19 protein-coding genes and 1 pseudogene are annotated in these 26,456 nt (G+C 62.1%); 3 read left to right on the top strand and 17 right to left on the bottom strand.

Features of this window, described 5'->3' with window-relative positions:
* Window positions 1-16: 16 nt before the first annotated feature.
* From msrB to PLANPX_RS24290, 5 genes are all read right to left on the bottom strand, one after another.
* Entirely contained in the window at window positions 17-718 is a 702-nt protein-coding gene (gene msrB, locus PLANPX_RS24310) for a peptide-methionine (R)-S-oxide reductase MsrB (protein WP_198421810.1), read from the bottom strand.
* A gap of 300 nt (window positions 719-1,018) precedes the next feature.
* Window positions 1,019-1,672 carry a peptide-methionine (S)-S-oxide reductase MsrA gene (msrA, locus tag PLANPX_RS24305; protein WP_232536233.1) on the bottom strand — a complete coding sequence of 218 codons (654 nt, stop codon included), beginning with the start codon at window positions 1,670-1,672 and terminating at the stop codon, window positions 1,019-1,021.
* Window positions 1,673-1,847: 175 nt separating this feature from the next.
* Complete coding sequence (locus PLANPX_RS24300; protein ID WP_152101224.1) at window positions 1,848-2,951, bottom strand: serine hydrolase domain-containing protein; 1,104 nt, start codon at window positions 2,949-2,951, stop codon at window positions 1,848-1,850.
* A 354-nt stretch (window positions 2,952-3,305) separates the two neighbouring features.
* Window positions 3,306-4,220, bottom strand: a complete 915-nt coding sequence (locus PLANPX_RS24295; RefSeq protein ID WP_152101223.1) for a DUF4394 domain-containing protein — start codon at window positions 4,218-4,220, stop codon at window positions 3,306-3,308.
* A gap of 54 nt (window positions 4,221-4,274) precedes the next feature.
* Window positions 4,275-4,973: a ferritin-like domain-containing protein gene (locus tag PLANPX_RS24290; RefSeq protein WP_172992308.1), complete on the bottom strand. Its 699-nt coding sequence runs from the start codon at window positions 4,971-4,973 to the stop codon at window positions 4,275-4,277.
* A gap of 535 nt (window positions 4,974-5,508) precedes the next feature.
* Between PLANPX_RS24290 and PLANPX_RS24285 the strand changes: the two genes are divergently transcribed.
* Window positions 5,509-6,417, top strand: a complete 909-nt coding sequence (locus PLANPX_RS24285; protein ID WP_172992307.1) for a glycosyltransferase family 10 domain-containing protein — start codon at window positions 5,509-5,511, stop codon at window positions 6,415-6,417.
* Between the two features lie 115 nt (window positions 6,418-6,532).
* Here the strand turns inward: PLANPX_RS24285 and PLANPX_RS28365 are convergent.
* Window positions 6,533-8,122: pseudogene (locus PLANPX_RS28365) on the bottom strand (DUF7453 family protein); the annotation flags it as partial.
* Between the two features lie 360 nt (window positions 8,123-8,482).
* Here PLANPX_RS28365 and PLANPX_RS24280 point away from each other — a divergent pair.
* The gene (locus tag PLANPX_RS24280; RefSeq protein WP_152101220.1) at window positions 8,483-9,622 is read left to right on the top strand and encodes an aldo/keto reductase; all 1,140 of its coding nucleotides are present in this window, start codon (window positions 8,483-8,485) and stop codon (window positions 9,620-9,622) included.
* 72 nt (window positions 9,623-9,694) lie between these two features.
* Here PLANPX_RS24280 and PLANPX_RS24275 read toward each other — a convergent pair whose 3' ends face one another.
* The 6 genes from PLANPX_RS24275 to PLANPX_RS24250 are packed head-to-tail and all read right to left on the bottom strand — an operon-like array spanning window position 9,695 to window position 13,555.
* Window positions 9,695-10,171: a DUF2809 domain-containing protein gene (locus tag PLANPX_RS24275; RefSeq protein WP_152101219.1), complete on the bottom strand. Its 477-nt coding sequence runs from the start codon at window positions 10,169-10,171 to the stop codon at window positions 9,695-9,697.
* A complete protein-coding gene (locus PLANPX_RS24270) occupies window positions 10,158-10,835 on the bottom strand; it encodes a J domain-containing protein (RefSeq protein WP_152101218.1) in 678 nt (225 codons plus the stop codon). Before PLANPX_RS24270 ends, PLANPX_RS24275 begins: the two co-directional genes overlap by 14 nt.
* 16 nt (window positions 10,836-10,851) lie before the next feature.
* Window positions 10,852-11,124, bottom strand: coding sequence for a type II toxin-antitoxin system RelE family toxin (locus PLANPX_RS24265; RefSeq protein ID WP_198421932.1), 273 nt, complete (start codon window positions 11,122-11,124; stop codon window positions 10,852-10,854).
* Window positions 11,121-11,339: a hypothetical protein gene (locus tag PLANPX_RS24260; RefSeq protein ID WP_152101216.1), complete on the bottom strand. Its 219-nt coding sequence runs from the start codon at window positions 11,337-11,339 to the stop codon at window positions 11,121-11,123. Before PLANPX_RS24260 ends, PLANPX_RS24265 begins: the two co-directional genes overlap by 4 nt.
* A gap of 46 nt (window positions 11,340-11,385) precedes the next feature.
* Window positions 11,386-12,297, bottom strand: a complete 912-nt coding sequence (lepB, locus tag PLANPX_RS24255; RefSeq protein ID WP_172992306.1) for a signal peptidase I — start codon at window positions 12,295-12,297, stop codon at window positions 11,386-11,388.
* Window positions 12,298-12,334: 37 nt separating this feature from the next.
* Window positions 12,335-13,555 (bottom strand): 2,3-bisphosphoglycerate-independent phosphoglycerate mutase, encoded by a 1,221-nt coding sequence (locus PLANPX_RS24250; RefSeq protein ID WP_152101214.1) that lies wholly within the window; start codon window positions 13,553-13,555, stop codon window positions 12,335-12,337.
* Between the two features lie 317 nt (window positions 13,556-13,872).
* On the opposite strand from PLANPX_RS24250, the gene PLANPX_RS24245 reads away from it, so the two are divergent.
* Window positions 13,873-15,270, top strand: coding sequence for a glucose-6-phosphate isomerase (locus PLANPX_RS24245; RefSeq protein ID WP_152101213.1), 1,398 nt, complete (start codon window positions 13,873-13,875; stop codon window positions 15,268-15,270).
* 107 nt (window positions 15,271-15,377) lie between these two features.
* Here PLANPX_RS24245 and PLANPX_RS24240 read toward each other — a convergent pair whose 3' ends face one another.
* From PLANPX_RS24240 to PLANPX_RS24220, 5 genes are all read right to left on the bottom strand, one after another.
* Window positions 15,378-19,244 carry a hypothetical protein gene (locus tag PLANPX_RS24240; protein WP_152101212.1) on the bottom strand — a complete coding sequence of 1,289 codons (3,867 nt, stop codon included), beginning with the start codon at window positions 19,242-19,244 and terminating at the stop codon, window positions 15,378-15,380.
* A 257-nt stretch (window positions 19,245-19,501) separates the two neighbouring features.
* Entirely contained in the window at window positions 19,502-20,473 is a 972-nt protein-coding gene (locus PLANPX_RS24235; protein ID WP_152101211.1) for an NAD(P)-dependent oxidoreductase, read from the bottom strand.
* Window positions 20,474-20,608: 135 nt separating this feature from the next.
* Complete coding sequence (locus PLANPX_RS24230; RefSeq protein WP_152101210.1) at window positions 20,609-22,864, bottom strand: biotin/lipoyl-binding protein; 2,256 nt, start codon at window positions 22,862-22,864, stop codon at window positions 20,609-20,611.
* A gap of 196 nt (window positions 22,865-23,060) precedes the next feature.
* Window positions 23,061-24,029 carry an efflux RND transporter periplasmic adaptor subunit gene (locus PLANPX_RS24225; RefSeq protein WP_152101209.1) on the bottom strand — a complete coding sequence of 323 codons (969 nt, stop codon included), beginning with the start codon at window positions 24,027-24,029 and terminating at the stop codon, window positions 23,061-23,063.
* A gap of 100 nt (window positions 24,030-24,129) precedes the next feature.
* The gene (locus PLANPX_RS24220; RefSeq protein ID WP_152101208.1) at window positions 24,130-26,271 is read right to left on the bottom strand and encodes an efflux RND transporter periplasmic adaptor subunit; all 2,142 of its coding nucleotides are present in this window, start codon (window positions 26,269-26,271) and stop codon (window positions 24,130-24,132) included.
* Window positions 26,272-26,456 lie beyond the last annotated feature (185 nt).

Genomic DNA, 26,456 nt, shown 5'->3' with positions numbered 1-26,456 from the left:
AACCTGAGCCGTGGTTTTACGGCTTCTCGGCCCCGGTTTCAACGGTCGCACCGGTCTTATCGCTCTCGGCGGTTTCCGCGGGGGCGCTTGCTTTCGGCTTGGCGCCCTTCTCCTTCGCCGTCTTGATCTCCTTGTCGAGCTGCTTCTCGGAGACGAATTTCATCGACGCCGAGTTGAGGCAGTAGCGCAGGCCGGTCTTCGTCGGGCCGTCGTTGAAGACGTGGCCGAGGTGGGCTTCGCAGCGGCGGCAGCGAATTTCGGTGCGCGGGTACTGCATCTTGTGGTCGATGTGTTCGGTGACCGTATCCTTCGCGATTGTTTTGTCGAAGCTGGGCCAGCCGCACTCCGAATCGAACTTGGCGTCGGCTTCGAAGAGGGGGAGCCCGCAGCCGGCGCAGCGGTATTCGCCTGGTTTGAAGAAGTCCCAGAATTCGTTGCGGAAGGGGCGCTCGGTGTCGGCTTCGCGCATGATGCGATACTGGAGGCGGGTGAGCCGTTTGCCCCAGTCGATTTGGGTCCAATCGACGCTTTCGGGGTCCTCGGCTTCGGCCTTCGCGGCGGCGGCCGCGGCTTCTTTTTCGCTGGCTTCCTTGGCTTCCTTGGCTTCCTTGGCGTCCTTCGCGGCGGCTTTGTCAGCCTGCGATTCTTGGGCGGTGGCCAGCGTGACCATGGCGCCGAGTCCTAGGATTGCTACGAATGCGAATGCTAGTTTGGACATTGAACGAACGCTCCGTTGGGCGGCGAGTGGTCTCGAATTCATGTAATCAATTATGCACAGGTTAGCGGCATGAATTCTTGGCCGTGTTGGCCCCGGAGGGGCCGAGTCGTGTAGTCAGGGGCGCGAGCCCCTGGTTATCGGGCGAACAGCTTCGCAGCCCCGTGGGGGCGGCATAGCTCGCAACAACATTCGGGAGTTGTGTCGCCCCTCAGGGGGCTCTAGATCATCATGACGCTGCCAACCAGGGGCTGACGCCCCTGGCTACATCATGTCGCCCCTTCGGGGCTGATGGTCGGGAGCTTATTCCTCTTCGTCGTGCGACTTGTCGTTGACCTTCAACTTGTCTTTGAACGCTTTGCGGAACTTGATCACCTTCGGCTTCACGACCGCGCGGCAGTAGGGTTGCCGCGGGTTCGCTTCGAAGTATTGCTGGTGGTAATCTTCCGCCGGGTAGAACTTCTTGAACTCGGTGATCTCGGTGACGATCGGGGCGTTGAATGCGCCCGACTCGTCGAGCCGTTGCTTGTAGTACTCCGCCTCTTTGCGTTGCTCGTCGTTGTGGTAGAAAACTGCCGAGCGATACTGCGTGCCGTGGTCCGGACCTTGCTGGTTGAGCGTCGTCGGATCGTGCGTCATCCAGAAGACTTCGAGCAATTCCGGGAAACTGATCGCCTCGGGATCGTAGGTGACTTGAATGACTTCCGCGTGGCCGGTGGCGCCGGTGCAGACTTGCTCGTAGGTGGGGTTGGGAACGCGACCGCCGCTGTAACCGCTGACGGCCGACTCGACTCCCTTGAGTTCCTCGAAGACGGCCTCGGTGCACCAGAAACATCCGTTGCCGAAGGTGGCGACTTCCAACTTCTTCTCCTTTTTGTCTGCCGACGCGGGGCTGGCCTTTGCCGGCTTGTCGACGGGTTCGGCGTTAGCCGCCGCAGGGGCGAACGCTCCGGTCAAGGCGATCAATCCAAGAAGCGTGATCCGCCGAGAGAGATTGCTCGTAACCATCGAAGACGCCGGAGGCGACCCTGGGGTGAGAGGGAATCCCATTGTACTGGATTGATCGGACGGAGAGTGAGCCGCGACGATTCTACGCGGCGGAATCCCGCTTGGTTCGCTGGGGCAGGGCTGGTCACTTCGCTTCGCGATCGAAAATCAGGATGTCGGAGATCCGCTCGCCGATGGGAATCGTCGGCTCCTGGAGATCGCAATTGAACTGCAGAATGACCGCCGCCATGCGATCGGGGTAAACCTGCGAGCAGAGGCGGAAGCCGCGGGAATCGCCGTTGTGATGAATGCGTTCCTCGCCGCGGTACTCGTCGAGGAACCAGCCGTAGCTGTAGCTGCTGTCGCCGCGGGAGGTTTTCACCTGGGGCGAGAACATGGCATCGTGCGACTTGCCGCTGAGGAGGCGCCGCTCGGCGTGGCCGCGAAGCCACTTGGCATATTCGTCGACCGAGGTGTAGACGCAGCCGTCGCCGCGGGTGGCGCTGGTGACGCTTTGGTCGGCGCGGACCCACTTGCCGTCTTGCTTCGTATGGCCGTACGCGCGCTCCGGCACGACGTTGAGGCCGTGCTGGAAGACGTTGGAGTTGGTCATCTTCAGCGGCGAGAAGACGTCGTCTTTCATGAAAATTTCGAAAGGCGTCTTCGAAGCGCGTTCGACGATCAGGCCCAGCAGGACGTAGCCCGAGTTGGAGTATTGCCACTTCGCCCCGGGTTCGAACAGCGGGATGTCGGTTTGCATTAGCAACTGCAACACGTCGAGGTCTTTGAGTTGCAGCGTGGTTCCCTTCGGCACGAGACCTTCGTAGTCGGGAATGCCGGAAGTGTGCGTGAGGAGGTGCCGCACCGTGATTTCTTCGCCGTACTCCGGGAAGCCAGGGAAGAACTTTGTGAGCGGATCGTCGAGCGAGATGAGCTCGCGATCGACGAGCATTAAAATCGCCGTGGCGGTGAATTGTTTGGAGACGCTCGCCATGCGGAAGTTGGTGGTTGGCGTGCAAGGAACGTTGTTCTCGACGTCGGCGAGTCCGTAGCTGTGGCGGAAGATCACTTTGCCGTCGTCGATCGCCAGCACCGAGGCGCCGGGGGAGTCGGGGAGGGCGGCTTCGACCTTCTTAATGAGTTCGGGGGAGGCTTCGATGATCTGAGCAGTCGCGATTGACATAGAAAGGGCGAGGAGCATCGTGAGGGTCGCGGCGGCGACCAGCGGGGAAGTGAGTCGGCAGATCATGTGTGGATTGAGTCTGGTGTCGCGTGGTGAGGAGCGGGAACCCGTTGGTCGCTCACGGCAGGTAGGAACTATCAGAAGCTTGGTATGCCGCTCCGACAGCTGCTAGAAACATTCTCCCGAATCGAGAGCCTTGCTTTCAACAGGAAAGTTTAGAGATTCTTCACGGTGCATCCAACTGGGGGAGGGCTGACGCGAGCCTCAGCGAGGGCGCGCAGGCCAACGACAAACGCCCGCCATCCGCTCATTCGCGGGTGACGGGCGTTGCCTAGCGGGGGATTATCGTGAAGTCGAATCTGCCGGAGAATTGCACCGGTCAAGGGAGTCGGCGCCGTGCTCGCAGCATCGGAGCTGAACTCAGCGGGAGACGCGGCGTCGGCCGCGTTGCGCTAAAATGCCGCAGCAACCTACCGCAATCAGCGCTATCGCGGTCGGCTCCGGAACCGCGAGTACGGCGATATCGGCAATCGCTCCAACGGTGCCGATGGTTCCGAGATCCGTAACGACGCCTGTGGCGAGGCTGAGCGAGCCGAGCGTTCCGCCGTCGAGCACGACGAACGCCGTGCCGCTTTGGCCGGAGATGTCGAACGCCGAGTCGGGCGACACGGCGAGGCTCGTCAGCGCGACAGTATTCAGCGTACCGTCGTTTGGCGGAGACTGGGTGACTAGCGTGCTGAGGGCGCCGTCGAGGTTGTAGAGCGTCGTGGTCGCGGCGCCGGCGACGCTGTTCGTGTAGGCCGAGGCGTAAATCTGCGCGGGCGTGCCGGCGTTGGCGTCGCTCGCGGCGTACGCGATCGCGCCGTCGAGTTGCGTCAGGCCGGTGGCGACGTTGATTCGCAGGTTCTGCCCCGTATCGCTAATGACGCGCAGGCGATCGGCGACGGGATTGAAATCAACCCCGAAGTACGTCCCGCTAATTGAGCTATATGGCGTGGGCGGCGTCACGTCAGCCGGATCGGCGGCGAGCGTTGCGGCCAACGTAGCCACGCCCGTGCCGACATTGATCGAATAGACGCGACCGGTTGGCGGGCTGGCGCCGGCGGCGCTCACGGCGAAGCCGTAGAGCGTGTTGTTTGCCGGCCGGACGTCGATGCCGACGAGCGAGTCGCCGGCGATCAGTCCCGTGAGCGCGACCGTGGAGCCGAGCGTCCCCGGCGACGTGCTATTGAAGGTGATTAGCTGGTTCGTCGCCGTGAGGGCGACGATTGGCTCGGCGACCGCGGTTTGCGCAATGCCAAGCGCGAGTGCGAGTACTAGTACCGTATGACGCATGTGGAGCAACTCCCAGAGATTTCGGTGCGATATTCGATTCCAGCGGCGCGACGACTATACGCCGTAGAACAGCGGGACGTTGATGTTGTAGAAATCGGCCTCGAGGTACTCGAGGGCCAGGGCGAAGTTGAGGATCGCGACGTCGTTCGACGCCGAGCGGGTTGAGCTGTAGTCGAGCGGCGGGCCGCCATTGAGGCTCGCGATGAACGATCCGGCGGCGCCGCCGACTTGCGCTGGCGTAAAGGCGGCGTCGAACGAGAGTTCCATGCCAAAGGCATTCAGCGTCATCGGCTTCGAACGGAAGCTGTTGAAGAACCCGGCGTGACGCGCTTCGACGAGCGCAATGGAAGCAGCAGCGCCTAAGTAGCTGGCATCGAGAATCGCCGGAGCAGCGCCGAGGTACGCGCCGACGCCTGTGTTTTCGAGGGCTGTGGCGACGGTGAGGAAGGCGTTGAGGTTCGGCTGCTGCAGGTTCTGGAACGTCGGCTTCGGACGGGCGGCGGCGCCGAGTCCATTCAGCAAGAACGCGACATGGTCGTTTTCGTGGCGGCGTACGAGCGCCATCTGCTGACGAGGACCGGCGGGAGGCGTCGCACTCTGGGCGTCGGCGTCTCGGGCGACTAATCCGACGAGCGCGGCGCCGGCCGCGATGCCGCCAGTGCGGAGGAAGCGGCGGCGTTCGACGGCCGCCAGTTTGTCGCTATCCGCCGCAGCGGCGAGGACTTCGAGGCAATTTTCACGAGAAGCCGACATGATACTCTCCAGAATGGACGTGTAATGACGAACAGCAGATGGCGAATGCCAACCCTGCACCGTGCAGAAGCTGAGCGCAGAACGGCGCCCGGCGGTTCCGACCTGATCAAATGAAACGACTCGCTCCCGTGCGCAACGGGCGTTCATCTTGAACGCATGGACGCCTATTGCCGGCGTTCCTTTGGCGTAGCGAGTCGAGAATGAAGCGAAGCGTGCGACTAACTTCGTGCGACCGACTAACTGGCGACGTTTCGTGACTCTAAGAGCAATACGACTCATCGCGTTCGTTGGATGTGGAAACTTCGCAGATTCCACAACGATCTGTTGAAGCGACTCGATAACAAGCTGATCGGACAATGGCGACGCGACGCGTCGCTTTGCGTGAGCGTTACAGTTGACAAGGGAAACGACCGACGGCCGAAGAATGCGCGAGGAACTTTCTGAGTCGTGCCCATCCTGGTGCTAGCGTGCCAGCTTGCTGTTGCGATGGTGCGCAACGGCCAGTACATTTCTCGCCTTCTCTGGGATGTTGAAAATGAAGCCGCGCATACGACTCGACTACGCTGATTTTTGGGGCATCTTCCGCCCCCAGAACAACTACTTCACGCACCTGCTCTCGCCGCACTACGAGATTGAGATCGCAGAGCAGCCCGACTTCCTGATCTATTCAGGGTTTGGGAACACGTTCCGGCGACGGACCGGAACGCGCATCTTCTACACTGGCGAGAACTGCCGGCCGAACTTTCGCGAATGCGACTTCGCGTTCACGTTCGACTTCGTCGATCGCGCGGAGCACTATCGGCTGCCGCTGTACGCCTGGTACGGCGATCCCGGCATGCTCGTGAAGGGCGAGGTCGCCGCCGAGCGGATCCTCGCGCAGAAGACGTCGTTTTGCAACTTCATCTACTCGAACCCGAAGTGCAAGACGCGGAACAAGTTCTTCGAGCTGCTCTCGAAATACAAGCGGGTCGATTCGGGCGGCAAGTTGATGAACAACATCGGCGGCCGCGTGGCGAACAAGCGCGAGTTCATGAGCCGCTACAAGTTCACCATCGCGTTCGAGAACGATTCGTACCCGGGGTACACGACCGAGAAGATCGTGCACCCGATGATGGCGGAGAGCCTGCCGATCTACTGGGGCAATCCGCTAGTGCACCTCGATTTCAATCCGCGTAGCTTCGTGAACTACTTTGACTACGGCAGCCTCGAAGCGCTCGTCGATCGCGTCATCGAAATCGATCGCGACGATGCGCTCTACTGCGAGTACCTGCGGCAGCCGTGGTACCACGGCAACGAGGTGAACGAGTTCGTGCGGCGCGAGAACGTGCTTGATGCGTTCGAGCGGATTCTTTCGGTGAGCGGGCCGGTGCGGAATCGGCACATCTTTCGGATTCTCGACTGGCGGGCGGCGCTGCCGTCGGCGAAGCGGCGCAAGGCGGCGTGACAAAAAGGGGACATTCTACTTTTTTAAAAAAAAGTAGAATGTCCCCTTTTTGTTCTCTGCGTCGTTGTTGCAGTGCCAGCAACGTCCATCCAATGAGAACCGTCGTCGCTGCAGAGGGTTCAGGGATCGCGACGGCCGTCGATAGGTAAACGCCGGTGCGATAGCCTTCATTGTACGAGAAGAAGACAAATTCTCCACGGTCGTTGAAACTTGATCCTACGCCATCTTGATTGCCGGTGGAGCGACCCATTCCGAAATGGATCGACTTGTTAGAACTAGGCAGGAAGTCGCCTGCTTGGGCGATGTTGTGGAGATTGCCGGCGACGTCGGTGGCCCAGAGCGCGTTGTATGTTCCGAAAGCGACCTGCCCGCGATTATTGAGGATGAGGCTTCCCGAATAGTCAGTAACGTCTCCTAGAACCTCCTGGCCGATAGCAATGTCGCCTTCCCGAGCGACGAGTTGCAAATTTCCGGCAAGATCGCGGAGCCAGATTCCGCTGTCATTTGATTTGTCGATACCGGGGCCAGCGATGCGGGCGGTAAAGGCGACTTGCCCTTGCCCGTTGATGACCGGCCGCGCTGCCGCAGGCATGCTGAGCGTTGGATTGAAGTCTGCGAAAACGCCGTCGACGCCGGGGGCTGCGTCTCCAGTTTGGGCGACGAGGCGCAAATCGCCGGGCAGCCCGGCCCAAACGCCTTCCTCTGCGGAAAGACCTTGGACGTGCTGCGCGAGGAAGGTGACTTGCCCGGCATTGTTGAGGCTTGGCATTGAGAATCTCGCGAACTGCGCATTCGGCAATCCGGGAGCTTGTTGGCCGCTCTTCGCTGCAATGACAAGCCCCTGCACTGGATCGTCGATGAATACGCCGACTCCGCCGCCGATCCCGAGTTCATGAGCCGCGACGGCGGCGACCAAGACCGATTGGCCATGGTCGTTCATGCGCACGGAGTCCCAGGGAGATGGGATGCCGACCACCGTCGCTCCCGGCGAGTACTGCGGCACGCTCGTGCCTGTACCGGCAAGAAGTCGCAGTCCGACGCCGCCCCCCTCCGACCACACACCCTCCACCGACTGCGGGGCGCCTGGTCGGTCGAGCTGAGCGTAGAACGCCGTCTCGCCTCGTGCATTGATCACAAACGGCGCCGAACCCTTGTCGTACAGGGTGATCATGGCATTGTCTGCGATGGCGTCGTTGAAGGGCGACCATGTCGTGCCGGCAGGAGCTCCGGGAACTTGCGTCCCGCTGTGGGCAACCAGCCGCAGTTCGCCGTTGGGGTTCTCCGCCCAGATTCCAGAGGACCATGTGGAAGGACCTGTTTCGATGTACCCCAGAAACCCAGCGGCTCCGCCGGGGCTGATTTGCAGATTCGCGATCGATAGGAACCGAGCGCCCGGGGCAAGACCCGGCGCTTGCTCGCCAGCGCGGGCGATGTAGTTTCCACTGGACGTTCGATAGGCCGAGTTGATGCCGCCGTTCTCAAACTTGTCGTTCACATAGCCGCGGAAGGCGATGCCGCCCTGGTTGTCGATCGATGGCGTGCGTAGCTCAGTCCAGTAGGCGCCGTCTGGCGCTGGAGTCGTCAGATCGAACGGCAGAGCGATTGGCGTGATCGTACTCTGACCGTGACATAGAGAGGCGACGCACAGCAGCCAAAGGGGGGCTGCTGCCAGGCGGATGAAGGGGCGGCTGACCGGCAATCGCATTGGCGTCGCTCACACGGGTCGAATGACATTGAAGTACGTCCAGCCTAGGCCCCTCGAAGGCGCGGTGGACTGGCGTTCGCGGCCTGAGTCTCTCTGGTTAATCGTATCATAACATTGGTTGATAGCTGTTGCAGCCGCAGTTTAGCGGGCGGCATTGCGTCGCTGTTGAGTCAATAGCGAGTCCGCTCTTCATTGATTAATGTCGGAACTAGCTATGAAGCCGGGGCTGGCGCCGGCGCGGGAGAGGCGTCAAGTTGAATGTTCAAGTTGTAACCGCTTCAGCGATTCGGGATTCTGTTTGCATCAGGCGAATTGCTTGCACTGCATTAGCGCTCATCTTCCCGCCACCAGGAGTTTGCCATGCTCTCTCGCCGCCATTTCATGTCGACCGCTGCCGCGGGAACGACGTTTCTCGCCGCCGCTGATTTGCTCGCCAGCGGCGAAGGTTCGGTGATGCCGACCAAGGGGAAGCTGATCGAGGGGCCGTTGCCGACGAACAAGGAGAGCGGCGGGAAGTATCGGCCGCCGTATCGCGTCGGCGTCGGTTGCGTCGCGATCGGCAATGGCTTCGCCCCGACGACGGATGAAGAGTCGCAGGCGGCGCTCGAAGCGGCGTGGGCGGTGGGCGTGCGGTACTTCGATACGTCGCCGTTTTACGGTTACGGGTTGAGCGAGCGGCGGCTGGGGCACTTTTTGCACAATCACCAGCCGGAAGAATATGTGCTGTCGACGAAGGTGGGCCGCATCTTCAAGGCGACGAGCGAGAAGCCGAAACCTTCGCTGTGGAAGGAGCCGTCGCCGTTTGCGTTCGAATACGACTACACGGCCGACGGGGTGCGGCGGTCGATCGAAGATAGTTTGCAGCGGCTCGGCGTGTCGCAGATCGACATCGTGTTCATCCACGACCTGTCGCCTGACAACGGCGATATGGGCGAGAAGTGGACCGAGTATTTTGAGGTGGCCAAGAAGGGGGCGATGCCCGAGCTGACGCGGATGCGCGACGAGGGGCTCATCAAGGCGTGGGGTTTCGGCGTCAATCGCCCCGAACCGGCGCTGCGGGCGGCGGAAGTGGCCGACCCCGATTTGTTTTTGCTTGCGACGCAGTATTCGCTGATTGAACATGACGAAGCGGCGAAAAAGACGTTGCCGACGTTGGAAAAGAAAGGCGTGTCGGTGGTCGTGGGAGCGCCGTTGATGGCGGGCTATCTCGCCGGGCGTGAACGTTACCTCTATGGCGGCACGATCCCTGAGTGGGCGCCGGCGAAGCGGGAAAAGCTCGCGGCCGCGGCGGCGGAACATGGGATCGACTTGCGAACGGCGGCGCTGCAGTTCGCGAATGCGCCGAGGGTCGTTTCTGCAGTGATCCCAGGCGCGCGGACGCCGGAGCAGGCGATTGCGAATGCGAAGTCGTTGCAGGTAGAGATCCCGGCGGAGTTTTGGGAGTCGCTGCGGCGGGATGGGTTGATTGCGAAAGAGGCGGCCGTACCGGGCGAGGCCTAGTTTGCTTTGTCGGCAGTGCCTTGAGTTGCTCGCAGAGGCGCGAAGGCGCAAAGGATACGCAAAGAAAGTAATTCAGAATTGCTCTGGGTTCGTTCTGTCGTCTTTCATCTTCTCTGTGTTTTCTTTGCGTCTTCGCGGCTTTGCGAGAGACAACAAGGCCAAGTCAATTAGTGACGCGAGAGCCACGCCGACGGCGTAGCAAACGAGGTCGCTCCAGAGAAAACCGTGGCCGAGGGCGAGCGCGCCGAGGCGGGTGGCGCGGATCGAGTCGATCCAGGGGGCGTGATAGAGCTGACTCAGTTCGACCGCGAACGAGACGCCATAAGCGATCACGGCGAGCGTTGTCGTTCTCGCGTGGGGCCACGCGATGCTTGCCAGCCAGTAGACCATTGTCGCCCACAGGGCGTCGCCGGCATACGCGGCGATGAACGGCGGCAATTGCTCGCCGTAGTGGCGCGATGTGAGTCCGAGTGCGATGGTAGCGGCCAGCAAGACGGCGGTAAGGATGCGCGAGCGCGGCGCTGGATGACCTTCGTTAACCAACCTCATCGGCTGCCTTACGTCGCGCGAGCTGCGAGGCCGCTCCGCGCTTGGCCCACCAGCCGACGTTCGTGCCGTCGAGGTTTAGCTCGCGCAGCGATTCGATCGCGTCAACCACGGCGAGCGATCGATTCGTAATCGGCGTGCGCGAGAGGTCGAGGCGGCGGAGTTGTTGGAAGATGCTGAGGTGCATCACGTCGTCGTCACTGAGCCGGCAGCCGGGGAGCTCAAGTGCGGCGAGTTCGCGGAGCGACGGGTAGCTGTGGGCGAGGGCGTCGATGAACCGCGTCGCGTCGGTCGAATCGGCGAAGCGGATCGTCGTCACGTGCTCAGTGAGTTGAGCGAAGTCGCCGTAGGAATTCTCCAGCCATTCGGGCGAGTACGCCGTGACGGTGGCGCCGAGTTGCTCAAGCCGCGCGATGGCGTCTTGCAACGCGGCGTATCGAGCCATCTTTCCGGCGATCCACCCGCGGCGGTCTTGGCGAAATTCGAGATAGGCTTGCGCCCGCTCGAAGGCTTGATGAACGGCGTTGAAGGCTTCAGTCGACCCGCCGCGATCGGGATGCGTCGCGCGGGCCTTTTCGCGATAGGCCTGCATGACGTCCTCGATGGCGTAGGGGGGCGCCAGGCCGAGGGTGACCATGAACTCGGGGCGGTGGTCGTGATCAGGCAACGTGTATCACCTCCAATTACAGGCTGGCCAGCAACCGATCGTATTCGGCGTGAGTGCCGATGAAGAACCAAACGATCTCGTCGTCGTTCTGGCGAATGCCGACGGCTCGATACGAATCGGACACGCGAACTGACCACAGCGGCAGCGTGGCGTGTAATCGCTTGAATTGCAAGCTGGGATGATTCGGATCGGCTTGGAAACGTTGGTAAGCCGCCCGTGCTCGCTGTTGAACGTCGCGAGGGAGCTTCGCAAAATCACGGCGGAATGAGGCGTGCAGCTTGGACGTCACAGGCGATCCGGGTCGAGCGGTTCGCATTCGCCACGGCTATCGGCTTGCAGCACTTCCCCGATCAGGCCGCGTAGCTTGTCGACGTTCGCTGCGGTCGACTTCGCCCATTTCTCGTCTTCGTCGATTTCATGAAGTACGAGCCTGGCCAAGAGGTCTTGCCGATCCTCCGGCATCTGCTGCAAGCGTTCGATGGCTTCTTGGAGGGTTTTGGTCATGAATGAATTATAGCAGATGCTTTTTCGTAAGACGGTGGCGCCGCGACTAGTCCAAACGTTGGCCGATCCGATCCCAACGCATCGGCCCCCATGTCTCCACCGGCTCACGGCTTTCCCTGGGGTTGCTCGGCGGCGAGAGTGAGTGCTCGCGGGACCAGAAAATTAGCTTGGGCACGCCGAGGACGTCGTCGATGGGAACGAAGCCGTCGACGCGGCTGTCTTTGGCGTTGCGGCGATTGTCGCCGAGGATAAAGACATGCCCGGCGGGAACTGTTTGTGCGGCGAAGTTATTGAGGATGTCGTAGTCGCGCCGTTCGCCGTCGTAGAGTGCATATTCTTCCTTCGCTGGTTCGCCGTTCAGTAGGAGTTGTTCATCGCGAATCTCGACCTCGTCGCCAGGCAGCCCGACGACTCGGTGGCAGAGTACTGGGCGTCCCTCGCCCGAGCTACGATAGACGACGATCTCGCCTCGCTGCGGAGGTCTCGAATACAGCGGAAGCTTATCGACGATGAATCGATCGCCCGCCAGGAGTGAGTTGCGCATCGAGCCGACGCGCATAACGAATGCTTCCGACCAATACTCTCTGTTCAATCGCAGGACTAGTTCCGAAATTGTTCCGCTGGCGATGATGAGGAGGAGATAGACCCACCATCGCTGGTATTTGCACAGCGGGGCGCGTGAATCGCTGCGAGCCAGGCGAATCGCATCGATCAAAACGAACAGATAAACTCCCGCAACGGATGCGAAGCCAGCGGTAATTGCAAGCCGCCCGAACGGCAAGCAGAGCAACGCGGCGTTCGCTAGGAGTAGTACGAGCCAAGTTAGCGCATAAATTGCCAAAGCGCGCTGAAATCGCCCGCAGTAAACTTGCGCCACTGCACCAAAGAGCAACGCGAGCAGAGCGGCCAACCAAACCCGACGGCGGGGGCCTGGTGCTTCTGCTTCAGCGTCGTCCATTGCGGTTGCCTCCCAGTTGCGAAGCGGGGCTAGATGCCTACGCCCCGTACTTGCCGAGCCGTCCTGCATTCGCCAGCGCCAGCGTCATGAGGTGCTTCGCCTCGAATTGCCCCAGCCCGCCGCGGAGGCAGTCGCGTTCGCCGAATTGTTCGACGCCGTCGGTGCGGCAATTCTTCGCCCACAGCAGCGTCGGCACGGGGTGCCAGCTGTGGCTGGCGAGCATGCTCGGCGTGCTGTGGTCGCCGGTGGCGATGAACACGTCCGGCTTGAGGGCCATGATCTTTGGCACGGCGGCGTCAAATTCTTCGGTCCGCTTCACCTTCGCGTCGAAGTTGCCGTCTTCGCCGGTGCTGTCGGTGTACTTGAAGTGGATGAAGAAGAAGTCGTACTTGTCCCAGTTCTCTTTGAGGACTTCCATTTGCTCGTCGAGCGTCTTCGCGTGGCCGAGGATGTCCATGCCGACGAGTTGGGCGAGGCCCTTGTACATCGGGTAGACGGCGATCGCGGCGGCGCGGAGACCGTAGACGTCTTCGTAGCTGGGGATGCTCGGCTTGCTGGCGACGCCGCGGAGGGTGCAGCCGTTGGCCTTCTTCTCGGCCTTGAGGAGTTCTTGCGCTTGGCGAACGAATTCCTTGAGGATCTTCGCGGTCGCTTCGCTCTCGGGGTTGCCGGCGACGGGGTCGAGCGGCGGGACGCCGGTGACTTGCGGGTCGGTGTCGTGCACGAAGTCGCCGAGCTTGCCCTTGTTGGCGCCCGTGCCGCGGAGGACGACGACGAAGCGGTGTTCCTTCACCGGCTCGACGAAGATTTGCACGTCGGGGATTTTCACTTCGCGGAGCTTGATCGCGAGCGGGGCGGACTCTTCGCTGGCGATGCGGCCGGCGCGGCGGTCGCTAATTTTGCCGGCGGCGTCGAGCGTGCAGAAGTTCGCGCGGATAGCGACGTCGCCTTCTTCGAGCTTGAAGCCGATGCCGGTCGCTTCGAGGGCGCCGCGGCCGATGAGGTAGGTGATCGGGTCGTAACCGAACAGGCCGAGGTGGCCGGGACCGCTGCCGGGGGCGATGCCGGGCGCGACGGGGATGCTACTGCCGCAGACGCCTTCGCGCACGAGCTTGTCGAGGTTCGGGGTCTTCGCGGTTTCGAGTTCGGTGAGCCCGCCCGGTTGTTGCGGCAGGCCGCCCAGGCCGTCGGCGACGAACATGACGATCTTCGAGTCGTTCTTGACGAAAAGCTGACGGGTGAGGGCGTGGGTATCCATGGCGGGCAGACTATCGGCTGGAGGGTGTGAGGAAACAGCGAACCCGTGATTTTAACGGGCGGCTGCGACCGGGGGCAGGGGCACTTGCCGGGGGGGCGGGGATGGGGAGGATATGGAGACGGGCTGCCCTAAGGCGAGCCCTGACCTAGGGGTAAATGACGAATGACGAAATCCGAATGACGAATGAAAAATGCTGTGAAACGGCGGTCTCAGTTCGGCTCCTCATTCGTCATTCTGGTTTCGTCATTCGTCATTAGTAGCCCTTCGCACTTTGCCCGATTAAATCGCAAACGTCCCACTTACACAGGACTTTCGTCATGGCCGATCAACTCATTTCGTATGACCCGAGCGGGGTGTTTCTACCGGAGCATGGGATCACGCCGGAGCAACTGGCTGACTTGGCGGGCCATCTCGATGAAGCTCGCGACGAAGTGCTCGCCGACGCGCAGCTGTGGGCCGACGGCGTTGAACCCTCGGCGGAGAAGAATCCGCTCGATGCGGGGTTCCATGAATTGCCCGATCGGTTGCTCGGCGACTTCCGCTCGCATGGCGCGAAGAGCGAGTTGGCCCGCATCAAGGCGGCGGCCGACCGATTGAGCGCCGAGACCCAGAGCGTCGTCGTGCTGGGCATCGGCGGTTCGTATATGGGCGCGCGGGCGCTGCTCGAAGCTTGCTGCCATCAGTACTACAACGAAGTCGAACCGGCGATGCGCCGCGGCCGGCCGCGGATTTATTTCGAAGGGAACAACGTCGACAACGACGCGCTGCTCGATCTGCAACGGTTGCTGCAGAGCCGCGGCGATCAGTGGGGCCTGGTTTGCATCAGCAAGAGTGGCGGCACGCTCGAAACGGCTGCCGCGTTCCGCATTTTGCTGCACGACCTGACGGCGTCGCTCGGCAAAGATGCCGGCGACATCGCCAAGTATGTGATCCCGGTGACCGGTACGAGCGGCAAGCTCTTCGAACTGTCGAAGGCCCTCGGCTGCAAGGAAGTGTTTGAAGTTCCCGACGGCGTCGGCGGGCGGTTCTCGGTTCTCTCGGCGGTCGGTTTGATGCCGGCGGCGCTCTTGGGGCTCGACGTCGAACGGCTGCTGATGGGCGCCGCGGCGATGAACGAACATTTCCGCAACAACGGCCCGGCGACGAACATCGTGCTGCAGTACGTCGGCGTCTGCCACCTCATGGAAGAGCTGCGCGGCTGCTATACCCGGATCCTCTCGACGTGGGGCAAGCGGCTCGAAGCGGCCGGCCTGTGGTACGACCAGTTGCTGGCCGAGAGCCTCGGCAAGCACGAAGTCGGCGCCTTGCCGCTCACGGTGGTGAACACTCGCGATCTCCACAGCCGCGGGCAGCAGCATCAGGAGGGCGCCCGCGACAAGCTGATCACCAACTTGATCGTCGATACTCCGAGCCGCGGAGCGATCAAGATCGGCTCAAGCGACCGCAATCAAGACGGGCTGAATGAGTTGGCGGAGAAGAGCATTCCGCAGGTGCTCGCCGCGGCAATCGAAGGGACGAACCAGGCGTACCGCGAAGCGAACCGCCCGACGGCGGACATTCACTTGCCGCAACTCGACGAATACACGCTGGGGCAGTTCTTCCAGTTCATGATGCTCGCCACGGTGGTCGAGGGGCGGCTCATCGGCATCAATCCCTACGGGCAGCCGGGGGTTGAGGCTTATAAGAAGAACATGAACGCGATCCTACGAAAATGACGAATGACGAATGACGAAGCCAGAATGACGAATGGAAAATGCGAGAGGCGTTTGATGATCTGAAAGGATTCGTCACTCGTCATTCAGATTTCGTCATTCGTCATTTCTTACCGCGGCTTCAGGATCTTATCAAACGCCTTATTCAGCTCTTCGCCGATGATGCCGCCCGCGGCTTGTTGCGCGGCTTGGGCGACGAAGCTGCCGACGGCGCGGTTGTCGACTTGCGGCTTCGCGAACGTGCCGGTGACGGGGATCTGAATCACCTGGCCGACGAGCGACTGCAGCGCTGGTTTGTTGCCGACCCATTTTTGTTGGATCGGCACTTCGATGACGATGTTCAGCGTTTCGTCGAAGCCGACCGAACCGTTGGAGCGGACCGGGACGTCATCAATGAGGAACTCGAGATTCTTGTGGTAGACGCGGCCGTCGACGATCGTGACGTCGATCGCCTTCTCGCTCATTGTCAGGCCTTTGATCGGCTCGGCCGCGGCGGTTGGGGCGCGATTCGGGGCGACGGCGCCGATGATGCCGCCGATCCCTTGGTTGATGTTGCCGAGGCCCTGGTTCAGGTTATCGGTCAGGTTCTGGCCGATGTTCTGGCTGTTCTTGCTGAGGGCGTCGATCTGCTGAATGAGCACGGCGATGTTTTGAATCATCGGGCCCGGCGTCACGGCGAGATTGTGAACGGTCAGTCGACCATCCAGTCGGCCTGCCTTTGGTTGCCGCAGCGGGATACGGGCTTCATTGAGGAAGAACGAGAACGAACCTTCCGTCCGCGCGGCGCCGGCGATGATTGGGGCGGCGTACTTAAGCATCCGCTCGCTGACTTCGGGCGAGATGGCGACGTTCGAGATCGTTTGTCCGGGCGCCAGCTCAAGCACCTGCGGATTTGCATCGAGCAGCACCCGCGGCGTCAGGCTGACGCGGCCCGTTTCGCCGACGGTGAGTTGCAACGGCGTGAAGTTCGCTTGGCCGTCTTGAACCTTGGCGTTCAGCTGGGCGGGGCCAATCGGCAGGCCGAAGACGTTCGCGGCGCTCCAGCCGGTGGCGGTGTCGAGCGTCCATCGACGCGACCAGTGGGACAGCGGAGCGGTGGAAATCGGGATCGCTGCGGGGGCTGCAGTGGAGATTGGCGTGGCCGCGCCGTTCCATTCGTTCGTGTTGTTGAGCGGCGGGGTGGTAGGGAATGCTTCGCCAGGGGCGGTGGTGGGCAGCGTGGCGCCGGGAATCGCTCCCCCGGCTCCTCCAGGCGAGGCGGAAGCGTACAGCTGGCCATTGGCGACTAGCTTCGCTTGGTTTGCGCCGGTGATCTGGATGTTCGGACCAAGGTACGCGGTGAGCAAGCGGGCGAGTTCCGCGGCGTCGTAGGTGAAGTTGACGTCGCCCTTCACGAGGCCGGCGGTGCGGAGCTGGTCGATCGAGCCGCCGCCGTCGAGCTTCATCGTCTTGCCGGTGACGTGCATGTCGCTCAGTTGCAGGCGATCGTCGGCGTTCGTGTACGACGCTTGCGTGGCGAAGTCGATGCGGGGTTCGTTCCAGGCAAGCGAGCCGTCGGCGGCGTTGACCAACTGGAACGGCGCCGAGGAACCACGAATCGTGGCGGTCGCGCGTTGAGCATCGCTGGCGAGTTGCAACAGCCCTTCGAACTGTCCGCGCGGCCGCAAGCCGTCGCTGGTTTGTCCGCCGAGCAGATCGCCCCATGCGGACATACGATCGAAATCGCCGCGGAAGGCAACCTCGCCGCGGGCGGTCGGCGGGCCGACGTCGGCGAACTGGACAGAGACTTCGCGCGTGCCGAAGGCAATCGAGCTGCTGCTCAGTTGATAAGCCTTCGACGTAAACTGGCGAGTCGCGGCTTCCCAGCGGAAGTCGCCGGCGGCTTGGATTTCTTGTTCGACGATTCGCGTCGCGCCCACCTGCGCGGCGAATTCTTTGACGTTGAACTGCGACTGATCGACTTGCAGCAGTCCTGGCGCCGCGCGAAGTTGGGCGTCGATGGTCGATTGGCCTGCGAGTTGTTCCGGCACGCCGGCGACCCACGGCCGCAACCGGCCGGCCCAACGTTCGAGCGGGCCGTTGCCGTTGATCTTCACGAACCACGAACGATTGGCGTCGGCGAGGTTGATCGGTTCGAGCAACTCGGCGGCGAGGCGGTCGTCGGGACCGGTCACCGAGAGGGTCGCTTTGTCGATCCGCTGCGGTTGGTACTGCAGTCGCGAGCCTTCGGCTTGGATTTCGACGCGGACCTGCGGATCGTTCCAAACGACCTTGCCCGCGCGGCGAACGTCGATTTGCTGCAAGTCGAGTTCGGCGCCGGCGGCGAAGCGATCGGCGCCAGTGTCGCGGATCGAGAACTTGCCCGAGCCAGTGCCTTGCAACTGCCACGCGGAGAGGTCTTGGAACTGGCCGAGTTCCTCGGCCAGTTCGGCGAGGTTGAATTCGAGGTCGCCTTGGAGGCCGCCCGACGTCCCGTCGGCGGTGGCGCTGGCGAACGTCGAACGGAGCAGCGCCCGCTGTAGCTGCGGGCCGGCGGCGGTTTCGATCGCATCGACGCCGACTTCAAACGGCTTCGTCCAGCGGATCGGGCGTTGGCCGTCGGTGCCGACGAGGTTCTGCAGCGCGGCGGCGGCCGTCCAGGTGCGAACGGCTCCAGTTTTCTCGCTACGGGCGGTGATTTCCATGCTACCGGCGTCGACCTGCACGCCAGGGCGGATTCGCAACGTGCGGGGCAGCATCCGCGTCAGTTGCGGCAACTCGGCGCGGGCGGTGATCGTGGCGTCGCTGGTGGGGAGCGACTTCAGGCTGAGCTGCTGAATCTCTTGGAGGTTGAATTCGCCGTTGAGTTGCGCCTGCAGCCAGTCGCCGTTGGCGGTGCAATTGCGAGCGGTGAGGCGATCGCCGGCGAGCGTTGCGTCGAGCTTGATTGCGGCGCTGGCGAGTTCGAGCAAGTCGCCCGAGAGGGCGACGGCGGTGAAGCGGAGATTCGCGGCGTCGATGTTCCCCTTCGCGGCGACCCAACCGCCGGGGGCCATCATGCCGTTCGCAGCGACCGGCGCCGCGGGATCGACCGCCGGCAACGCCCACGCGACGTTAAGATCGGCGGAAGCGTCGCCAGTGACCTTGGCGCCGGGCAGAACGCGAGCGAGCCACGGCTCGATCGGTGCGAGCGGCAGGCGATCGGCGATCAGCTGCATTGTCTGGCTATTGGTCGCGGGGGCGCCATTGGCGGGCGCTGAGGGAGCGAGGTGAAACTTGAAGCGGCCTGCTTGGTCGGCCACTGCCGTGGGCGCCGGCATGCCGGCGGTGGCAGGGGCGCCAAGCCGCATGACGCCGTCGGCGACGACGTCCCAACCAGCGTCGGGGAGCGGTTTAGCCGTGGCGGCGAGGCCGACGACTTGCCATTGCTGGCCGGTCGCGAGGTCGTGACCGACGAGCATGCCGTCGACGATTTCGATTTCAAATGATTTTGGCGCGCTGGGGCCGCCGCCAGCTGCTTGCGCCGATTGGGCAGCAGCCGCGGCGATTTGAGCGACGAGGTCTTCGACGCTGCTGCCGCCGTCGCGAGTTTCAACATGGAGCACCGGGCGCGTCAGCGTGATTTTGCCCAGGGCGTTTGAGTTGGAGAGGAAGCCTACGAGCGACCGGCTTGTTTGGATGCTTTCAGCTTCGAACTGATGCGTTCCCTTGGCGTCTATGAAGACGACGCCGCCGAGGGCTTGGCCTCCGGTCCACGAGAACGCGGCGTCGCGAGCGGTGAGCTTGCCGACCGACGCGGGGACAGCCTTGGCAAGAAGCGTATTACGGAGGGGCGACCGGGCGATGATCGTCGGCGCCGCGATGGCGAGCGCGACCAGCGCCGCGGGGACGATGAGTAATTTCCAACGAGCGCCGCGTCGACGCCGTGCACGGCGCGACGAGGGAAGTTCGTCTACGTCGAGCTGTTCATCGTCGTTGTATCGTCGCCGTCTGGCCATGGGTTCGCCTGGAAATGAAGGCGCGCGGGCGCAACGGGCGCCGGCGCGGGCGAACGGATTCTAGGCGTAGCGGGCGCGGCGTCCTAGGCGAGTTGGGCGGCTCGGGTGCTAGCAGCGTAGGTTGGGCTTTCAGCCCGGCACTTTATGAAAGCCACCGGCTCCGCCGGTGGACGAACTGCTGGCGCGCTCAACTCTCACTACGTTCACCGGCAGAGCCGGTGGCTTTTAAGGAAGGGCTGAAACCCTAACCTGTGTGCCTAACCGACCGGGGCGTTCCAGAGAAACTTGCCCGTGTTGCGGAGGGCGACAATTTGCTGCACTGAGTGGTCGCTCTTTCGTTCGACCGCTTCGAACGAATTGAACGCGTTGTGGGGCGTGCAGATGACGTCGTCGCGGCGGGCGAGTTCCAGCGTTGCTTGCACTTCGGCGTCGTCGGAAGGTTGCTTCGTGCGAAGAGCGACGGCGAGCTTCGGCTCGTGGTTGTAGACGTCCATGCCGACGGCGCTCAGCTGGCCGGCGTTGAGCGCTGCGACGAGCTCGGCCGAAGGACTCAGTTCGCCGCGCGAGACGTTGACGAACACCGCGCCGCGTTTTACCTGCTTCCACTGGTCGGCGCCGAAGTAGCCGTGGTTCGAGGCGTTGAGATCCATCGCACAGACTAGCACGTCGGCCTGCGGCAGCGCTTCGTCAATCGAAACGTAGTTCACGTCGGCGTGCGTCGGGGCGCGATCAACGGCGACGACGCGCATGCCGAGAGCAGCGCCGATGCGGCAAACTTCGCGACCGATGTGACCGACGCCGACGACGGCGAGGGTGCGGCCTTCGCACTCGAAGCCAGTGATGCCGTCGCGATGAAAGTCGTGGAACTGCCGCATTTGCACCGGCAAGCGGCGGAGCAGCGCCATCCAGAGCAGCATCGCCTGCTCGGCGACGGCGCGATGGCAGTACAGCGGCAAGTAGCCGAGGGCAACTGGCGCCTTGGTCGCGGCGGCGTAGGCCGTGAGATGGTCGTAGCCGGTGCTGCGCGAGATGATCGCTTGCAGCTCGGGCGCCCACGCGAGCGGCAGGATCGACTGCGTGCGGACCGAGATCACCCGGGCCGGAGGCGCCGCGTGGCTTGTCTCTTGAATGGTGAGATCGGTGTAGCCGGCCGTGAAAGACGCGGGGAGCAACCGGCGCAGGGCTTCGGCTTCTTCTTCAAACGCTTCGTAGAAATAGACGTCTAGCATACATTCGATTGTAGTTCACGCCGCCACGGTTTGATCAGGCCCAATTGTCTCTCGCAAAGGCGCAAAGGCGCAGAGTTTTCGCAAAGGTGCGCAGCGAAACCTTTGCGGCTTTGCGCCTTGGCGAGATTGATCGAGCTACAACTCGAAGTTGAACGTTCGAGCCAGGTACCGCCCGACGCGTTGCATGACGGTTTTGGGCTCGACGTCGATGCGGGCGGCGCCGGTGAGGCCGTTGTGGAGCAGTTCTTGCGAGTTGTTCAGCCGGGCCGTGACTTGGAATGACGTGTTCAGCGGGCTGATCGAGCCGTCGGGGTTCTGCTGGGCGGCGAGGGAGCCGCCGTTGCTGCTCGCGAGCCGCGTCGGCGCGGCGGTGACATGCTCGCCGCTGATGCTGGAGATGTGCGTCTTGAACACATGGTAAGCCGACTCCTCGAACATCAACTGCACTTCTTGGCCGTCCAGGACGAGGCCGAAGTCGTCCTGGTCGACGATCATCACCGCCTCCCATTCGTTGGGATCGCCGATCATGCAGATCAGATTCTGCTGACCTTGCGGCGAGAGGCTGGAACCGAGGTTGCGCTCGTCGAGCGGCGTGCCGGTCCAGGGGGGAAGTTCGGCGACGTCGGTACGGGGACGGTCGAGCGTGCGCAGCGGCGGAATGATAACGCCGTCGCGGGGGGCGGTGATCGTAAGCCGCTTGAGATCGGCTTCTTTTTGGGCGAGTTGTTTGGAGTTGCCTTCGAGCTGCTTGTGCGCGGTGTCCCAGCGCAGGGCCGCCTCCTGTGCTTTTGAAGGTTGATAAAGCAGGGAATCGAGCGTCTCGAGTTCTGTGAGCAGCCCGGCGCGTTCGCCTTCGAGTTTGGCGATCGACATTTCAAGTTCGAGGTTCTCGAGCTGAGCGATCATGTCGCCCTTCTTCACGCGCTGGCCAGGTTTGACGGCGACCTGTACCAATCGGCCCGGAACTTCGACGTAGACGCTGTCGGCGTCATAGGGCTGCAGTTCGAACGGCGCCATCACGTGCATTGGCAGCGGAACGAGGAAGAGCGACGCGACGACGCCTGCCAGCAGCGACAAGGTGATGTAAAGTCGAACCCGCTTCACCTTGCTCCACCTCCCGGGGACGCGAAAGAATTTCCAGACGGCCATCGCCGGCATGACGAACATCCCGTAGATCGAGGCAATCGCGAGCGCCTGGCCCAATACCTTCAAGCCGTACGGCTCGAACACCTTATTCAAGAAGAACAAGATCGAGAAGAGGACCACCCAGCGATAAAGGGCCGAGGCGATCGTGTAGAGGGCGAACAGCGCCTGGTGCCGCTTGGGAAGGAACGGGTCTTCCTGTTCTTCGAGCCCCAGGCACCATTTGCCGAGCTTGCGATTGAGGATCGTGCTCGCCTTCTGCCGCAGGTTGGGGATCTCAAGGATATCGCTGAGGATATAGTAGCCGTCGTAGCGGAGCAGGGGGTTGGCGTTGAACATGATCGTGCTTACCGAGCTGACGAACATGACGTTCAAGCAGAAGTAATTCAGCGGTCCCGGCTGGCTGAACCACCAGATAAACGTGCAGATCGACGCGAGACAGACTTCGACGTACATCCCTGCCGCGCCGATCGCGGCGCGATGCCAGCGATTGGGGAGCATCCACGAGTCAGAAACGTTGCAGTACAGGCAGGGCGTCATCACCAGGAACATGATGCCCATCTCGTGGCATTCGCCGCCGAAATGCTTGCACGACATGCCGTGGCCGAACTCGTGCAAGATCTTCGTCGCCGTGAGCGTGATGGCCAGGGCGAGCCAGTTTTGCGCCGAGAAGAATGAATTGAAGTCGGGCAGTCGCGACTTGAAAATGTCGAACTGAACAATCACCAGCGACAGCGCCGCCGCGGCGAGCATGAGCGCGCCGATCGTCGCCGCCGGGGTGAAGAACCAACGAACGTACGGGTAGAGACAGTTCAGCAGCCGCTCGGGGTCGATGCCCCGCATGCGGAATGCCATCACGTTGCTGAGGGCGCCGAGAAGTTCGCGGCGTTTCTTTTCGTCGCGACGTTCCTTGAGCGCCCAGCCTTGGCCCGAGGCGTCGGAGAGGACGAGGCCGCTCTTGTGGAGCATGCCGATGAAGTTTTGGAGTTCCTCGACGCGAATCGTTTGCGGCGGGAACTCGGCTTCGAATTGTTCGGCGATGTCGTCGAGGCTCGACTTGCCGTCGAGCATCTGCAGGATCGCGAACTCTTCTTCTTCAAAGCGGAAGTACTGCAGACCGACCGGATCTTTCACCACCCAATAGGTGCGGCCCTGGTACCGCTGCTTGCGGAACTTCAGGTCGGGTCGAGCGCGGATCGTGAGCTTGCGCGACGAGCTGGAGACGATGCTGTCGGCAAGGGTGGGCATGCGGGAGGGTTCAGGCGTCGGGGTTCAGGGTTCAGCGAATGTCAGGGCGATTGCTCAGCATCTGTTTGCGAGCCGGGGCGTCCCGCCCCCGGCGCCTCGTTCCCACGCGCTGCGTCATTCGTTTATCGTTGAGCAGCTAAACGAACACGCCGCAAAGTGGCGACACCCGCGTCGTCACGCGGAGCGTGGGACGAGGCTATTTCGCCGGCGCCGCGACGCCGCGGGCTTGTGGTTCCGCCGGCTGGTTCACGTGGATCGTCATCTTGGCAATCAGGCCTGGGCGAACGAGCCAGTAGTCGCCCTCGCGCTTGTTTTGAATCTCAGCACGGACGATGAACTCCTTGTTGATGTTGACCGTCTGGCCGACATAGGTGACCCGGCCAGGCAACTCCACTTGCCGGTTGCGGGCGAGCGTGACGCTCACGGTCACTGGCTTGCCGGCGAGTTCCGCGGGGTCGAAGTGCGCGGCGAGCACGCGACCTTCGACGCGGAGGACGTCGAACTTCACCAGCCGCAGGATTGGATCGCCCGGGTTGACCCATTGCGATTCTTTTTGAAAGAGCTGCTGGACCTCGCCTTCGAACGGCGCCTTGATAATGCGGCGGTCGAGACCGATCTCCGCGACTTTCAGCTCGGCGCCTTTGACGGCGGCTTCCTTCTTGGCGATGACTTGATCTTTGCGGGCTTTGTCGATCTGCAAGTTCGAGCGATCGTAGACCAGCTTCTTCTGCAAAATCTGAATCTCGGTGACCGCCTTTTGGCTGTCCGTATTGGCGGCGACGTCTTTCTTCCAATCGACTTCAGCGACGTCGCGAGCCAGGATTGCGTACTTTTCTTCGACCATGTCGTTCGCACGCTCGGTGGCGGCGTCGAGCGTCAGCTTGGCCGCTTCGACTTGAGCCTTCGCCAGACGTTCGTCGATCGTTGCGAGCACGCCCTTCTGGGCGACGCGATCGCCTTCCTTCACGGCAAGCTTGACGAGCGTTCCTTCGGCTTCGGCGGAGATGATCGAATCTTCCTCAGCTGTGATCGACGCTCCCTCGAACACGGGGTCGCCGTTAGCGTCCACTTGCTGTTGTTTGTGGTCTTGGCCTCCGTACCGATAATTCGGCGTCTCCGCCACTTGAGCGAAGAGAGCGAGGATGACGAGAAGAGTGGATGACATTGGAAACTCCGTTTGTCCGTGGTCAGTCGTCAGTCGTCAGTTGCTAATGAGGATGTTCAATCAATCGCAACTGACTACTGACCACTGACAACGGACGCCTTTACATTCTGAACAATATTCGCGACTGGATGAATTCCCACAGTTCATGGAACCAGACGTAGCCGATTGGCTTGCGGCCACAGCGGATCTTGGCTTTGACGTCGGCACCGACTTTGAGGTGTTCTTTGAGAGCGGCGATCGCCTGTTCGGTGGCGACGCCCTCGGGGCCGAGCTTGGCGAGTTCTTCCTGGTTGAACGCCACCGTCATCGTCACCAGATTTCCTTTTTCGCCTTCGGCCTCGGCAGTGGGGGCGATGTAGATGACGCGGCCGGCGAGTTTGTCTTCGATGTCGGGGTTGGTTGCCAGGATGAAGGTGACTTCGAGCTGGGCTTTAGGATCCTGAGCGTGCAACTCGCGCAGCTGCGCGCGGACGTGGCCCATCTTGGCTTCAGGGACTTTGAGTTCCAGCTCCCAGTCTTGCGTCATGTCGGCGATTTCCATGATCTTAGTGCCGGGGCCGACAGTGCGATCGCGAAGCAGTTCTTGCACCTTGGGAGTAACGATGTTGCCGTCGATCGGGCTGGTGATGTTGAGTCGCGATTCCTGCTCCCTGAGGATTTCGAACTGCTTCTGCAACGCGATCGCTTTGGTTTCGATTTGCGAAATCTGGCTTTGGAGGTCGTAGAGGTCCGCCTCCGGAGTTCGCGCTTTGTCGAGCGAGCCTTCCTGGGCTCGCTTCGAACGATAGTCTTGCTCGTTGGCGGCGATTTCGCCTTCAAGCTGGGCGCGCTGGTCCTCAAGCGGCGAACTTCGCTGCTTGGCGAGCAACTCGCCCTTCTTTACGGCCTGCCCTTCGGTGACTAGGACGTCAGTAATGCGGCCGTCGACCGCGGCGAAAACATTCGCGCGGACTTCAGGCTGCAGCTTGCCGTCGGCCGTGACGTTGAAATCCCACGGAAAGAGCCACATCGCCAGCACGGCGGCGACGATCGCAATCGATGCGAGGATCGTCTTAGGCAGATTGCGGGCCGTGACGAGCACGCGGCTTTGGCCGATCAACCGCCACAGCGGCAGCAGGAACAAGCCTTCGTGCGATTGAGCGTTAGTAAGCGCCGTGGCGCTATGCCGGCGAACGACGTCGACGCGCTGCATCAACCCGTCTGGGGCGCGGCTGTCGACGAGCTGTTCGATGATGATCGCGCCGAGCATGTTCTCGCGTTTGCGATCGCGGGTTTTGTCGTCGGCGTGCGGATCGTGCTCGCGGATCGGCAGGACGGCGATTTGCTTGGTATGCGATTCGTCGACGTACTCGTTGACCGCCTTCTCAACTTGCGGCGCGAGGTTCTGCGTGTCGCCCGTATACCACAGGTCTTCGCCGCTGCGAACGACGACCGTCGCCAGGTTGCGCAGCATGCGGACGACGTTTGAACGCTTGTCGAACGTATCTTGCCCGCTGATCGCTTCGACGACGTACGAGCTTCCTTTGCGGAGGACGACGGTGACGCGATCGCAGCCAATCAGGCGGCGTCCTTCGTTGGCGATCGTGAAGGCGGTTTGCCGCGAGTCGAGCCGCGTGTGGACCGAGGCGGTGAAATTCTCGAGTTGCTCCCAGAGCGATTGCTTGGTGACGAAGTGCCGCAGGCGGCGCGTCTTGAGATACTCGCCGGCGATCTCGCACATCTGCACGAGGAAGCGCAGGTAGCCGCGCTGGGTGGTCGGCCGTGCGCCGACGCGTTGAAAAATTTCGACGAGGCCGTCGACGCCGCGATCGGTTTTGATGGGGGCGACGACGAGCAGATATTCAGTCGGGTTGGCGGCGCCCGCATCCTCTGGCCCTTCGCCGGCGCCGGAGTGAGGCGGAATCAGCAGCGGTTCGCCCCGCTGGGCGATGCTTCCCAGCAGCTTCGCGTGCTGCATCTGGGCCGCCTGGCTAGCGGCGAGCCCGGTTTGCTGCAGGTTGACCTGATATTGCAGCTTGAACGGCTGCCCCTCTTCGAGCGTCCACACGACGCCGCCGATGGCCGCTAGCGCGGAGATCGACTTTTCGAGGAGGGCGGCGAAAAAGTCGGTCTCTTCGATTTCGCTTTTGGAAAGAGCGACGACCTCCTGGACGAGCGCCTGGATCTCCTGCTTCGCGCGATTGACGGCATCATCATCGGGTTGCGACGCGCTGCTCACGTGTTCGGGAGTCCGGGTGCTCATGGATATTGGAACAAGGGCCTAGCGGCGGCGCCGTGGAAGTCGGCAAAAGGAGTCTTCGCGCGCCCGACGCTGGCATCGGGGAGTGAGGGCAATTTTTCAATTCTCACGCCTTGCCTGCTGGCAGTCAAATTGTTGGTAGACAACGACTTGAGGGCAATTTGCGATGACCTTGCCGGCATTTTTGC

Source organism: Lacipirellula parvula (genome assembly GCF_009177095.1).
GTDB classification, from domain to species: domain Bacteria; phylum Planctomycetota; class Planctomycetia; order Pirellulales; family Lacipirellulaceae; genus Lacipirellula; species Lacipirellula parvula.
This window is presented reverse-complemented; position numbering and strand designations above follow the sequence as displayed.

What these genes read in the sequence shown, in the direction of transcription:
- PLANPX_RS24295 (WP_152101223.1), bottom strand. Translation starts at nt 4,220, where the DNA reads ATGCGTCATACGGTACTAGTACTCGCACTCGCGCTTGGCATTGCGCAA.
- PLANPX_RS24300 (WP_152101224.1), bottom strand. Translation starts at nt 2,951, where the DNA reads ATGATCTGCCGACTCACTTCCCCGCTGGTCGCCGCCGCGACCCTCACG.
- PLANPX_RS24230 (WP_152101210.1), bottom strand. Translation starts at nt 22,864, where the DNA reads ATGCCCACCCTTGCCGACAGCATCGTCTCCAGCTCGTCGCGCAAGCTC.
- PLANPX_RS24290 (WP_172992308.1), bottom strand. Translation starts at nt 4,973, where the DNA reads ATGTCGGCTTCTCGTGAAAATTGCCTCGAAGTCCTCGCCGCTGCGGCG.
- PLANPX_RS24240 (WP_152101212.1), bottom strand. Translation starts at nt 19,244, where the DNA reads ATGGCCAGACGGCGACGATACAACGACGATGAACAGCTCGACGTAGAC.
- PLANPX_RS24235 (WP_152101211.1), bottom strand. Translation starts at nt 20,473, where the DNA reads ATGCTAGACGTCTATTTCTACGAAGCGTTTGAAGAAGAAGCCGAAGCC.
- PLANPX_RS24220 (WP_152101208.1), bottom strand. Translation starts at nt 26,271, where the DNA reads ATGAGCACCCGGACTCCCGAACACGTGAGCAGCGCGTCGCAACCCGAT.
- msrB (WP_198421810.1), bottom strand. Translation starts at nt 718, where the DNA reads ATGTCCAAACTAGCATTCGCATTCGTAGCAATCCTAGGACTCGGCGCC.
- PLANPX_RS24260 (WP_152101216.1), bottom strand. Translation starts at nt 11,339, where the DNA reads ATGACCAAAACCCTCCAAGAAGCCATCGAACGCTTGCAGCAGATGCCG.
- PLANPX_RS24275 (WP_152101219.1), bottom strand. Translation starts at nt 10,171, where the DNA reads ATGAGGTTGGTTAACGAAGGTCATCCAGCGCCGCGCTCGCGCATCCTT.
- lepB (WP_172992306.1), bottom strand. Translation starts at nt 12,297, where the DNA reads ATGGACGACGCTGAAGCAGAAGCACCAGGCCCCCGCCGTCGGGTTTGG.
- PLANPX_RS24225 (WP_152101209.1), bottom strand. Translation starts at nt 24,029, where the DNA reads ATGTCATCCACTCTTCTCGTCATCCTCGCTCTCTTCGCTCAAGTGGCG.
- PLANPX_RS24280 (WP_152101220.1), top strand. Translation starts at nt 8,483, where the DNA reads ATGCTCTCTCGCCGCCATTTCATGTCGACCGCTGCCGCGGGAACGACG.
- PLANPX_RS24245 (WP_152101213.1), top strand. Translation starts at nt 13,873, where the DNA reads ATGGCCGATCAACTCATTTCGTATGACCCGAGCGGGGTGTTTCTACCG.
- PLANPX_RS24285 (WP_172992307.1), top strand. Translation starts at nt 5,509, where the DNA reads ATGAAGCCGCGCATACGACTCGACTACGCTGATTTTTGGGGCATCTTC.
- PLANPX_RS24250 (WP_152101214.1), bottom strand. Translation starts at nt 13,555, where the DNA reads ATGGATACCCACGCCCTCACCCGTCAGCTTTTCGTCAAGAACGACTCG.